We start from the raw sequence: 12,015 nt of genomic DNA on the forward strand, positions 1-12,015 counted from the left end.
CGAATGCGACGACGACTCCCCCTGGCCACCGTGGCGGTGATGGCGCTGACGGCGGGTCTCCTGTCGGTCGGCCCCACGGCTCAGGCCGCCCCCACCACCTCGCTCGACGCCGCGAAGGTGCTCGAGCTCCCGTTCGACGGGTCGCTCGCCGACACCAGCGGTCGTGGTACCGCCCTCGGGATGCAGAAGGGCACCGCCTCCTACGGCACCGGCCTGAACGGCCGGGCGTTCGAGTTCACCGGATCGAACGCGATCTCGCTCGGCACTGCGGCGGCGCTGCAGCCCGCCGACCTCACCGTCTCGTTCTGGTACAAGCCGACCAGCGCGATGACCGGTGAGCAGGTCTTCACCTGGAACAAGACCGCCTACAACTCCGACGGCTGGTACCTCACCTCCGAGGGCGACGGCACCCCGCTCGCGCTCTCGATCGGCCCGTCCGGCGGTCAGCCGTACAAGGTCGCCGTCGAGACCGCGCGCTCCAGCTTCTTCCCCGCGGGGGAGTGGACGCACGTGGTCGCCACGTACGACAAGAGCACCAAGGCCGTCGCCTTCTACCGCAACGGGGTGAAGCAGACCGCCGTCGTCAAGACCGCGCCGTCCTCCTCCGCGTCCGGCGTCCTCGGCTCCGAGAGCACGTCGACGAAGACCCTCGGCTTCAACGGCCCCCAGTACAACGGCGCGCACCTGCGCGGCCTGCTCGACGACTACGCGCTCTACAACGGCGTCGCCACCACCACCGACGTCGTCGCCCTGACGAAGGCCGGGAACCCCTCCTTCGACCCCGCGAGCATCGCCCGGGCCGACCTCGAGCTGGTCGCCCCGCCCGCGAGCACCAGCACCGGCTTCACCCTGCCCACCGTCGGCGCGAAGGGGTCCGCCCTCAGCTGGACCTCCTCCGACCCGGCGACCGTCGCGATCAGCGGAGGCACGGCCGCGGTCACGCCGCCCACCGGCTCCGCGACGCAGGTCGTCCTCACCGGCTCCGCCACCTACGGGGGCAGCACCGCGGTCACGAAGACCTACACTCTCCAGGTGCAGCCCCGGGGAGTGAAGACGTCGAACTACCTTCTGGAGGCCGGCCTGTCCGACGTCTCCGTGCAGGACCCCTACCTCGAGAACGGGGAGCAGCAGACCGTCGAGTACCTGCTGAGCCTCGACCCCGAGATGTTCCTCTACTCCTTCTACCGCGAGGCCGGGCTCACGCCGACCACCAGCGGCGGATACGGGGGTTGGGAGCGCGAGAACGGCACCCGGTTCCAGGGCCACTTCTTCGGCCACTACCTCTCGGCGCTCTCGCAGGCCTACGCGACCGAGGAGGACGCGGCCACCAAGGCGGCTCTGCTCGCGAAGCTCACCGCTTCCGTCGACGGTCTGAAGAAGGTCCAGGACGCCTACGCGCTGAAGGACCCCGCGAACGCCGGCTACGTCTCGCCGTTCCCGACCCGCTACCTCCCCTCGGGCGGCGACGGCCTGCTCGTCCCCTTCTACAACCTGCACAAGGTGCTCGCAGGCCTCCTCGACGCCCACGACCAGGCGCCCGACGCCGTCTCGCAGAAGGCGCTCACCGTCGCCGGCGGCTTCGGCAGCTGGATCACCGCCTGGGCGGGCCGCCAGGCCAACCCCGGGCAGCTCCTGAACACGGAGTACGGCGGAATGAACGAGGCGCTCTACCGCCTGTACGAGACCACGCACGACCCGGCCCACAAGCGCGCGGCCGAGTACTTCGACGAGACCGCGCTGTTCCAGAAGCTCGCGAACAACGAGGACGTCCTCAACGGGCTGCACGCGAACACGACCGTCCCGAAGCTGATCGGCGCGCTGAAGCGCTACCGCGTCTTCACCGACGACCCGGCGCTCTACGCCACGCTCACCGCCGCGGAGAAGTCGGATCTCGACATGTACCGCCGTGCCGCCGAGAACTTCTGGCGCATGGTCGACGAGACCCACACCTACGCCAACGGCGGCAACAGCCAGTCCGAGCACTTCCACGCCCCCGGCACCCTGTACGAGTACGCCACGAACGGCCAGACCACCGGCTACGGCGAGAACTCGACCTCCGAGGGCTGCAACATCTACAACATGCTCAAGCTCACCCGGGCGCTGTTCCAGGTGACCGAGGACGTGAAGTACGCCGACTTCTACGAGGAGACGTTCATCAACGGCGTCCTCTCGGTGCAGAACCCGGACACCGGCATGGTGACCTACTTCCAGCCGCAGACCGCGGGCTACGCCAAGGTCTTCGGGCACGAGCTCGACGAGTTCTGGTGCGACCACGGCTCGGGTATCGAGAGCTTCACCAAGCTCGGCGACTCGATCTACTTCGAGAAGCCGAAGACCGTCTTCGTGAACCAGTTCCGCTCCTCGGTCCTCCGCTCCTCCGCGAACAACCTCCGGCTGACCCAGACGGCGGACATCCCGAGCACGGACACGGCGACCCTGAGGGTCGAAGCGCTGGCCGGAGGAGCCGTGGCCGCGGACACGACCCTCAAGCTGCGCGTGCCGTCCTGGATCGACGGAGCGCCGACGCTCACCGTGAACGGTGCCGTCCGTGCCGTCACGGCCCAGGCCGGATACGTCTCGGTCGCCGTCGCCGCCGGTGACGTGCTGACCTGGAAGCTGCCCGCCGCGGTCAGCGCGGTCGCGGACACGGAGAACCCCGACTGGACCGCGTTCCGCTACGGACCGGTGCTGCTGGCGACCGAGCTCAACCGCTCGAACGTCGAGGCTTCCTACGTCGCCGGCGTCCTGGTGCGCATGGGCACGGCCGACAAGTCCGTGAACTCGAACGTCGTCGTCGCGGACTCCGCGGCCTGGAAGTCCGCGGTCCGCGGCAACCTGGTCCGCCTGCCCGACGGCGCGGACGGCAACGGCCGCACGACGATGCGCTTCGGCATGAAGAACGTCGACGCCGCGTCCGCCGCCCGGGTGTTCACTCCGTACTACAGCCTCTACAACGCCCGCTACGCGACCTACATGACCCTGATCGAGCCCGACTCGGCCGCGGCCCAGGAGCTGATCCGGACGCAGAAGGAGCAGCTGCGCGTCGACGAGACGACGATCGACTCCCTCACCTCCTTCGACAACAACAACAGCGAGGCCGACAAGAACTACAAGACCGCGCGGTCCTCGGTGGGGACCTGGCGCGGCGAGGGGTACCGCGACGGCGAGCGCTCGGCGGAGGCGTACTTCCAGTACGACATGATCGTCGACCCGGCTCTGCCGGCGAACTACCTCGGGGTCCGCTACTACGGCGGCGACGCGGGACGCACCTTCGACGTCTACCTCAACGACGTGAAGCTCAAGACCGAGGTGGTCTCGGGAGCGGCCGGAGCGACGAGCTGGTACGTCCAGTACGACCGGATCCCGGCGTCGATCCTCAGCGGTCTCGCCGCGAAGGACAGCTACAAGCGCGACCAGAGCGGGAAGTACGTGCTCGACGCGAAGGGGCAGAAGATCCCCGTCGTCACGGTGCGCTTCCAGGGCACCGGATCCAGCTACGTCGGCGGTGTCTTCGGGGTCTACACGACCGAGTCGACCACCTACGCTGCGGACCCGGAGCTGACGAAGCTCTCCTCCGACGTCGGGACGCTCTCGCCGGCTCTCGCCGCCGGGGTCAGGGACCACACGCTCACGGTGCCGGCCGGTACGACGAGCGTCTCGCTCGACCTGGACCCGGCCGTGCCCAGCGGCCTGGTGAAGGTCGACGGCGTGCTGATCGACGACACCGTCCGCCGCACCGTGCCGCTCGCGGCCTCGGGGACGACGAGCGTGGTCGTCGAGTCGTCGGCGCAGGACCACACGACGACAGCGACCTACCGCCTCTCCATCGTCCGCGCCTCCGCGGCGACGGTGCCGACCACCGTGACGGCCACCAGCCGCTGCGTGGCGGGCAAGGTCGTGGTGACGGTCTCCGCTCGGAACGACGCGAAGGTCCCGGCGGCGATCACCCTCGGCTCCGCCTGGGGCTCGAAGGCGTTCACCGGGATCGCTCCCGGGTCGAGCGCCTCGCACGCCTTCACCACCCGCGCCGCCTCGGTGGCCGCGGGCTCGGCGACGGTGACCGCGACGGCGACCGTGGACGGAGCATCGGTGACCACCACGAAGCAGGCCGCGTACTCCGCTCTCACCTGCAAGTGACGTGACGACGACGGCCGCCGGGGATCGCCCCCGGCGGCCGTCGTCGTCAGTCGGAGGTGCGGTAGAGGCCCTGGAGCAGCCCGATGACGTCGCCCAGGACGGGCGGCGGGTCGCTCCGGATCCACGCGGCGTGCACGGGGACCGGCGGGGCGTCGCGGACGACCCGGTAGGCGAGGCCCTGCCGTCGGTACTGGCTCACCGTCGATTCCGCGGTCACTCCGCGGGCGGAGCCGCTGCTGATCACCGTGAGCCAGTCGTCGACGTCGGTCGTCGGGACGGTGATCCGCGGCCGGTCGTGCTCGGGCCAGAGGTCGAGCCGGGTGCTCCCGGTCCGGTCGTCGAGCGCCAGCGGAGCGGTCGCCACCTGGGCGAGGGTGACCGTGCGCTTCACGGCGAGCGGGTCGTCGACGGACAGCGCGCAGTAGCGCTTCTCGGTGCCGATCAGAGCCGACTCGACGTCCGCAGCCGGGGATCCGCGCCGGAGGATCGCCAGATCGCTGAGGCCCTCGGCGAGCCCCGCGGTGGGGGTGTTGGAGCGGATCAGCTGCAGCTCGTGGCGGGGGAGCGCCGCGGCCCAGCGGCGCTGGAACTCCTGGGTGTGCTCGCCGAGAGCCGACCAGGCGTACCCGATCCGGATCGTGTCCGTCCCGGCCGCCGCCTCCTCGCGAAGGTCGTCGACGACGGCCAGGACGCGGCGGGCGTGCCGCAGCACCCGCTCGCCCGCCGGCGCGAGCTCGACGCTGCGGGTCGTCCGGTGGAGGAGCCTTCGTCCGAGGACGGACTCGAGCGCCGCGACGTTGCGGGAGACCGCCGTCTGGGAGATGCCGAGGTCGATCCCCGCGTCGGTGAAGGTCCCGGCGTCCACGACGCCGACGAACGACCGGAGGTGGCGCAGTTCCAGTTCCATGACCGCATCCTATTCATGCGGTTCCCGCATCGATCGGACCGGTGATGCATTGTGAGCCGGGGCCGGACGGCTCGCAGACTTCCGGCATGACGAAGCAGCTCCCCGGCGACGGCCGGACCGTCGGCGTCGCGACCGCCCTCGCGAGCGCCCTCTCGAATCAGCTCGGGGCGGCCTCCGGGACTCTGGCCTTCCCGGTCCTGGGATCCGTCGGAGTGGTCGCCGTCCGGCAGATCGTCGCCGCGCTGATCCTCCTCCCGGTCGTGCGGCCGCGGATCCGCGACCTGACCCGCGCGCAGTGGTGGCCCGTCCTGCTCCTCGCCGTGGTGTTCGGAGCGATGAACCTCACGCTCTACGCGGCCATCGACCGCATCGGGCTGGGGCTGGCGGTGACCCTGGAGTTCTGCGGGCCGCTGGCGGTCGCGCTCCTCGGCTCCCGGAGCAGGACCAGCGCGCTCTGCGCCCTCGTCGCCGGAGCGGGCGTCCTCGCGATCGCCGGGCCGAGGCCCTCGTCCGACCAGCTGGGGATCACGCTCGGTCTCGCGGCCGCGTGCTGCTGGGCCGCGTACATCCTGCTCAACCGGATCATCGGACTCCGTCTGCCCGGAGCGCAGGGGACCGCCACGGCGACCGGGATCTCCGCCGCCGTCTTCCTGCCCGTCGCCGTCTGGACGCTCGTCTCGACGCGCCCCGACGCGGGCACCGTGCTCCTGGCGGTCGGCGCCGGCGTCCTGGCGACGGCCGTCCCGTTCGTGGCCGACGTGATCGCGCTCCGGAGGCTCCCGGCGGGCGTGTTCGGGACGCTCATGAGCGCCAACCCCGTCCTGGCCGCCCTCATCGGCGCGGTCGTGCTCGGGCAGGACGTCGGCGCGGCCGGATGGATCGGCATCGCCCTCATCGTCACCGCGAACGCGGCGGTCCTCCGGCGGGGGCGTCGCGCGCGGTGAGGCCCGGCGGCGGGCCGAGCGAGAGGTGATCCCGTCGAGATGCCGCCGCTGTGCGTTACCTGTTCGTTATGAAAAAGGCGCCTACACGACCAAACCAGGGACACCCTGGGAAACGGCAGGTCGCGGGAGAAAACTCTCCTCCATGAACCAGACAGCGGCACCCGTGCGCGAGCATCGAGCTCTCTACTTCCTGCTCGCCGCCCTCGCGGGCATCGTCACGGGCGGAGTCCTCCTCGCCGTCGCCGAGCTCATCGCCCTCGCGGTCGCCCGCACCGCGAGCCCCGTGCTCGCGCTCGGCGCCTTCATCGTCGACATCGTCCCGCGCCCGCTCAAGGAGTTCGCGATCGAGACGTTCGGCGAGAACGACAAGACCTTCCTGCTCGGCAGCGTGGGCGCCGCGGTCGTCGTCGCCGCCGCGATCGCCGGAGTGCTCCAGCTGGTCCGCCCGCCGCTCGGCCAGGTGCTGCTCGTGATCGCCGGCGGCCTCTCGATCGCCGCCATCGTGACCCGCACCGGAGCGTCGCCGCTCGCTGCGGTGCCCACGCTGGTCGGACTCGTCGTCGCCGTCGTCGTCATGCACCTCCTCTTCACGCGCCTGCGCGGCTGGCGTGCGGCCCGGGCCTCGGAGGCCAGGGGAACATCCTCCGAGGCCCGTCCGGGCGCCCTCGAGCGCCGCGGCTTCTTCCGCATCGCGCTGATCTCCGCCGTCGGCGCGGCAGTCGTCGGCACCGGTGCCCGCCTGGTCAACGCGGCGACCTCCTCCCTCGCCGGTGTCCGCGACGCCCTGCGCCTGCCGTCCCCGCGCAGCACCGTCTCGGTCCCCGCGGGCGCCGAGCTCGACATCGAGGGCATCACCCCGCTCTACACGCCGAACGCCGACTTCTACCGCGTCGACACCGCCCTCACCGTGCCCAACCTGGACCCGTCGGCCTGGTCGCTGAAGATCACCGGCATGGTCGACCGCGAGGTGACGCTGAACCTCCAGCAGATCTTCGACATGGGCCTCGACGAGTACGGCATCACCCTCACCTGCGTCTCGAACCAGGTCGGCGGCAACCTCGTCGGCAACGCCAAGTGGCTCGGCGTCCCCCTGCGCGACGTGCTGAAGATGGCCGGCGTGCAGAGCGGAGCCGACATGCTCCTCTCGACCAGCAGCGACGGCTACACGGCGTCCACCCCGATCACCGCGGTCACGGACGAGAACCTCGACGCGATCCTCGCCGTCGGCATGAACGGCGAGCCCCTCCCGTTCGAGCACGGCTTCCCGGTGCGGATGATCGTGCCCGGCCTCTACGGCTACGTCTCGGCCACCAAGTGGCTCACCGAGCTCAAGGTCACCACCTTCGAGGCCGACCAGGCCTACTGGACCCCGCGCGGCTACTCCGCCGAGGCCCCCATCAAGATGTCCTCGAGGATCGACACCCCGCGGATCGGCGTCCCCGTCACCTCGGGCGCTCTCAAGATCGCGGGCGTCGCCTGGGCGCAGAGCATCGGCATCGAGAAGGTCGAGGTGAGCATCGACAACGGCGACTGGCAGGAGGCGACGCTCTCGACCCCGGTCAACCTCGACACCTGGGTGCAGTGGTTCGTCGACTGGGACGCCCAGCCCGGCTCGCACTACGTCGCGGTCCGCGCGGTCGACAAGAACGGCATGGTCCAGATCGAGGACCGCGCGCCGGTCGCGCCCGACGGATCCTCCGGCTGGCAGCGCACGCTCATCAACGTCACCTGACGCCCTGCGGAGGCGCCGATCCCCGGGGGTCGGCGCCTCCGGTGCGTCCGGCGTCCGTCGCGACGACGCCCCCGCAGTGCGGACGGCCCTGACGCGACGTCGCCTCCGCGGCAGGCACCGCGGCACGTCCCGGCCCGGCGCGCAAGCCTCCGCGGCGGCGCAGCCCGCGAGGAGGCGCCGCTCTAGCCTTCGAGGATGCGCTCCCGGCTCCTCCACCTCCGCGAATCCTTCTGGTTCCTCCCGGCCCTGTTCGGCGTCCTCGCCGTCGGGCTGGCGCTGGGGCTGGTCGAGGTCGACCATCTGCTGGTCCGCGCCGGCGTCAGCGACATCCCCCTGATCGAGGACCTGTCGCCGACCGGCGGCCGGGCGATCCTCTCGGCGATCGGCGGGACGATGCTGGGCGTCGCCGCGACCTCGTTCTCGATCACGATCTCGGTGCTGGCGACCACGTCCTCCGCCTACGGGCCCCGGCTGGTCCGCAACTTCATGGCCGACCGCGGCAACCAGGTCGTCCTGGCGGTGCTCACGTCCACGTTCCTGTACTCGCTGATCGTGCTGCGCGCGGTGCACACCGAGGAGGACGCGTCGCTGACGTTCGTGCCGGTGGTGGCCGTCTCGTTCTCGGTGCTGCTCGCGGTGGGCGACGTCGCGGTGCTCGTCTACTTCATCCACCACATCGCGCTGTCGGTGCAGGTGACGACGCTGCAGCAGCGGGTGCTCGGCGAGCTCGTCGACGTGATCGAGCGACTGCATCCGGAGGACGGTGAGGAGCCGGTGGACGCGGAGGAGGCCCTGCTCGCGGAGGAGGCCCTGCCGCCGGCGGGGCGCGAGCCGGTCGTGCTGTGTGCGGTGCGCGGGGGCTACGTCGAGCAGCTCGAGGTCGAGCGGCTGGTCGCCCTGGCCCGCCGCGGCGACACGCGGCTCCGGGTGCTCGCGCTGCCCGGCGACCACGTCCTCGTCGGCGACCCGGTGCTCGAGGTCCTGGAGGGGTCCGTCGCCCAGGAGGAGGCGGTCGCCGCGGTCGTCGTCGCCGACGCGCGCACCCCGCACCAGGACCTCCGCTACGCCGTCCAGCAGGTGGTCGAGATCGGAGTCCGCGGGCTCGCGACCGGCACCAACGACCCGTACACCGCGGTCGGCGCCGTCGAGGCCCTGACCAGCGCGCTCGTCGACCTCTGCGGCCGGCCGGAGGCGCGCGGCCGCTACTCCGACGCCGACGGAGTCGTCCGCCTGGTCGTCCCGTGGCCCCGAGCGGGCGAGCTGCTGGCCGACGTGTTCCTCGCGCTGCGCTCGTACGCGATGGAGCAGCCGCTCGTCGTCCGCGCCGGCGTGCGCCTCGCCGAGCGGCTCGCGGTCGTCGCCCGCGGCGGGACCCGCGTCGAGCTGCACCGCCAGGTCCAGGCGTTCGCCGCCGCGCACGCCGCCGCCGACGGCGACGCCCTCGAGGCGCCGGCCCTGCGCGCGTCGCTCGCCGCGCTCGAGGCGCGCCTCGCGGCCTGAAGCCGGCCTGCCGGATGCTCCGGGAAGCCGCACCGCCAATGGAGTGCTCGAATCGATTCGAGTAGGCTCGGCGCATGACAGAGAACACCACTGAGCTGCGCGTGGGGGTCGTCGGCCTCGGCTTCGCCGGCACCACCCACCTCGACGCCTTCCAGTCCCTGCCCGGCGCCCGCGTCGTCGCGCTCGCCGGCCAGGAGGAGGCGCGCCTGCACGAACTCGGCGCGACCCGCGGCGTCCCCGACCTGTACGCCGACTGGGAGGACCTCGTCGCCCGCGACGACCTCGACGTCGTCTCCATCGGAGTCCCGAACCACCTGCACCACCCGATCGCCGTGGCCGCGCTCGCGAGCGGCAAGCACGTCTTCTGCGAGAAGCCGCTCGCCACCACCGCCGAGCTGGCGGCCGAGATGGTCGAGGCCGCCCGCGCGAACGACCGCGTGCTCGAGATCGCCTACAACCACCGCCGCCGCGCCGACGTCGCCTTCCTCCGCGACTACCTCGACGACGCGCCGCTCGGCGACGTCTACCACGCCCGCGCGAGCTGGCAGCGGCGCACCGGCATCCCCGGCATCGGCTCCTGGTTCACCAGCAAGGAGCTCGCCGGCGGCGGCCCGCTGATCGACCTCGGCTCCCACGTGCTCGACATCGCGCTGCACCTGCTCGACGAGCCGCGCGTGACCAGCGTCTCGGCGGTCGCGTACGGCGAGATCGGCCGCTCCGGCCGCGGAGGGCGCCCGCACGGCGTCGCCGCCACCGGCACGCACGCGTTCGAGGTGGAGGACTTCTCGAGCGCCCTGCTGCGCCTCGACAACGGCCGCTCGCTCCAGCTCGACGCCTCCTGGGCCAGCTACTCGAAGGTCGACGAGGACATCGAGGTCGAGCTGCTCGGCTCGGCCGGGGGCGCGCGCCTCCACATCGCCGGCTACGCCACGGAGGGGACTCTGACGCTCTACTCCGAGGTCGCCGGAGCGCCGACCGTCTCGCACCCCGACGTGAAGGTCCCCGCCGGGCACCACCGCTCGGTCATCGCCGAGTTCCTGGAGGCGATCGCCTCGGGAGCCGACGCGCCCGCGGGCGGCCCCCGCTACTCCGGCCACTACGGCGAGTACGCGCTGCACCGCAGCCGGGTGGTCGACGCGATCTACCGCTCCGCCGCCGAGAAGCAGGAGGTGGCGGTCGCATGAGCGCCCCGATCGAGGTCCTCGTCTGGAACGAGTTCCGCCACGAGACCCGCGGCGACGAGACCGTGCTGCGCCACTACCCGGACGGCATCCACCGCGTCATCGCGGACGGGCTCGCGGAGTCGCTCGGCGACGCCGTCTCGGTGCGCACCGCGACGCTCCCCGAGCCCGAGCACGGGCTCACCGAGGAGGCGCTCGCGACGACGGACGTGCTGCTGTGGTGGGGGCACATCGCGCACGAGGAGGTGTCGGACGAGGTCGTCCAGCGGGTTCTGCGACACGTGCAGGAGGGGATGGGGATCCTGGTCCTGCACTCGGGCCACTACTCGTCGATCTTCAAGGCGCTCATGGGCACGACCTGCTCGCTGAAGTGGCGCAACGACCGCGACCGCGAGCTCGTCTGGACGATCGCGCCCACGCATCCGATCGCCGAGGGCGTGCCCAGCCCGCTGATCATCCCCGAGCAGGAGATGTACGGCGAGTACTTCGACATCCCGGTGCCGGAGGAGACGGTGTTCCTGTCGACGTTCACCGGCGGCGAGGTGTTCCGCTCCGGCGTGACCTACACCCGCGGCCTCGGGAAGGTCTTCTACTTCTCGCCCGGCGACCAGGACTACCCCGTCTACCACCACCCGGACATCCGGCGCGTGCTGGCGAACGCCGTCCGCTGGGCCCGCCCGACCCGGCCGCGCACGCCCCTCACGGCCGACCACCACCCCCGGGGCTGGTTCGAGTCCTGACGCGGTCCCCTCCCTCTCCGCGGGATGCCGATCCGGTACGCGACACGCCGTGCCGGGCGCACCGACGTGGCGTCCCGCGGGGAGGTACTGGGGGGATGCAGCAGTCGGAGGGGCGCGAGCCGGACGAGGTGCGCCGGTACGGGGAGGCTCCGGAGCAGATCGCGGACGTCTTCCGCGGGGCGCCCGGCGAGGCGCGCCGGCCGGTCGTGCTCGTGCACGGCGGGTTCTGGCGGGCGCGGTGGGACCGGCGGCACGCCCGGCCGCTCGCGGCGGCACTGGCCGACCGCGGGCACGACGTGCTCCTCCCCGAGTACCGGCGCACGGGCGACCCGGGAGGCGGCTGGCCGGGCGCCGGCGACGACGTCCTGGCCGTGCTCGCGGCGCTCCCGGCACTGCTGCCCGGCGCCGGACCGGTCGCCCTCGTCGGCCACTCCGCCGGCGGCCACCTCGCCGTCTGGTCGCAGGCCGCCCGTCCGTCGCCGCACGTCGCCGCTGTGGTGGCACTGGCGGGCGTGCTCGACCTGGCCGCCGCCTCCGCCGACCGCCTCAGCGACGACGCCGTGGGGGAGCTCCTCGGCGGCGACCTCGCGCTGCTCCCGGGCGCCGACCCCGCGCAGCTGCCGGCGCCGCCGCAGCCGACCACGCTGATCCACGGCGTACTCGACGAGGACGTCCCCGACGCCTACAGCCGCCGATACGCCGACCGGCACCCCGCCGTGCAGCTGCACGAGCTCGCCGACGCCGACCACATGGCGCTCGTCGATCCGACGACGCCCGCCTTCGCGATCCTCCTCGCCGCGCTCGCCTGACGCGGGATCGCACCCCCTCGCCCGTCGGCGTGCGCTGGGGACGGATCGCGACGCTCCGCCCGCCG

The 12,015-nt window shown here is 72.2% G+C and carries 8 protein-coding genes; 7 read left to right on the plus strand and 1 reads right to left on the minus strand.

What is annotated here, in order from left to right:
* The first annotated feature begins 3 nt into the window (after positions 1-3).
* Positions 4-4,137 (plus strand): beta-L-arabinofuranosidase domain-containing protein, encoded by a 4,134-nt coding sequence (locus tag C5C33_RS05785; protein WP_104260641.1) that lies wholly within the window; start codon positions 4-6, stop codon positions 4,135-4,137.
* A 46-nt stretch (positions 4,138-4,183) separates the two neighbouring features.
* On the opposite strand, the gene C5C33_RS05790 is transcribed toward C5C33_RS05785, so the two are convergent.
* On the minus strand, positions 4,184-5,044 hold the full coding sequence (locus C5C33_RS05790; protein WP_104260642.1) for a LysR family transcriptional regulator: 861 nt from the start codon (positions 5,042-5,044) through the stop codon (positions 4,184-4,186).
* Positions 5,045-5,130: 86 nt separating this feature from the next.
* Here C5C33_RS05790 and C5C33_RS05795 point away from each other — a divergent pair, with 86 nt between their 5' ends.
* The 6 genes from C5C33_RS05795 (at position 5,131) to C5C33_RS05820 (ending at position 11,950) form a co-directional block, all read left to right on the plus strand.
* Positions 5,131-5,988, plus strand: coding sequence for a DMT family transporter (locus tag C5C33_RS05795; RefSeq protein WP_104260643.1), 858 nt, complete (start codon positions 5,131-5,133; stop codon positions 5,986-5,988).
* A gap of 142 nt (positions 5,989-6,130) precedes the next feature.
* On the plus strand, positions 6,131-7,720 hold the full coding sequence (locus C5C33_RS05800) for a molybdopterin-dependent oxidoreductase (RefSeq protein WP_104226578.1): 1,590 nt from the start codon (positions 6,131-6,133) through the stop codon (positions 7,718-7,720).
* 195 nt (positions 7,721-7,915) lie between these two features.
* The gene (locus tag C5C33_RS05805; protein ID WP_104260644.1) at positions 7,916-9,220 is read left to right on the plus strand and encodes a DUF2254 domain-containing protein; all 1,305 of its coding nucleotides are present in this window, start codon (positions 7,916-7,918) and stop codon (positions 9,218-9,220) included.
* Between the two features lie 74 nt (positions 9,221-9,294).
* Positions 9,295-10,404 carry a Gfo/Idh/MocA family protein gene (locus C5C33_RS05810; protein ID WP_104260645.1) on the plus strand — a complete coding sequence of 370 codons (1,110 nt, stop codon included), beginning with the start codon at positions 9,295-9,297 and terminating at the stop codon, positions 10,402-10,404.
* Positions 10,401-11,141 carry a ThuA domain-containing protein gene (locus tag C5C33_RS05815; RefSeq protein WP_104226581.1) on the plus strand — a complete coding sequence of 247 codons (741 nt, stop codon included), beginning with the start codon at positions 10,401-10,403 and terminating at the stop codon, positions 11,139-11,141. The genes C5C33_RS05810 and C5C33_RS05815 overlap by 4 nt, the downstream gene beginning before the upstream one ends.
* A gap of 95 nt (positions 11,142-11,236) precedes the next feature.
* Positions 11,237-11,950, plus strand: a complete 714-nt coding sequence (locus C5C33_RS05820) for an alpha/beta hydrolase (RefSeq protein WP_104260646.1) — start codon at positions 11,237-11,239, stop codon at positions 11,948-11,950.
* Positions 11,951-12,015: the final 65 nt, after the last annotated feature.

It is taken from the genome of Rathayibacter sp. AY1H3, from assembly GCF_002932015.1.

What these genes read in the sequence shown, in the direction of transcription:
- C5C33_RS05790 (WP_104260642.1), bottom strand. Translation starts at nt 5,044, where the DNA reads ATGGAACTGGAACTGCGCCACCTCCGGTCGTTCGTCGGCGTCGTGGAC.
- C5C33_RS05805 (WP_104260644.1), top strand. Translation starts at nt 7,916, where the DNA reads ATGCGCTCCCGGCTCCTCCACCTCCGCGAATCCTTCTGGTTCCTCCCG.
- C5C33_RS05810 (WP_104260645.1), top strand. Translation starts at nt 9,295, where the DNA reads ATGACAGAGAACACCACTGAGCTGCGCGTGGGGGTCGTCGGCCTCGGC.
- C5C33_RS05800 (WP_104226578.1), top strand. Translation starts at nt 6,131, where the DNA reads ATGAACCAGACAGCGGCACCCGTGCGCGAGCATCGAGCTCTCTACTTC.
- C5C33_RS05820 (WP_104260646.1), top strand. Translation starts at nt 11,237, where the DNA reads ATGCAGCAGTCGGAGGGGCGCGAGCCGGACGAGGTGCGCCGGTACGGG.
- C5C33_RS05795 (WP_104260643.1), top strand. Translation starts at nt 5,131, where the DNA reads ATGACGAAGCAGCTCCCCGGCGACGGCCGGACCGTCGGCGTCGCGACC.
- C5C33_RS05785 (WP_104260641.1), top strand. Translation starts at nt 4, where the DNA reads ATGCGACGACGACTCCCCCTGGCCACCGTGGCGGTGATGGCGCTGACG.
- C5C33_RS05815 (WP_104226581.1), top strand. Translation starts at nt 10,401, where the DNA reads ATGAGCGCCCCGATCGAGGTCCTCGTCTGGAACGAGTTCCGCCACGAG.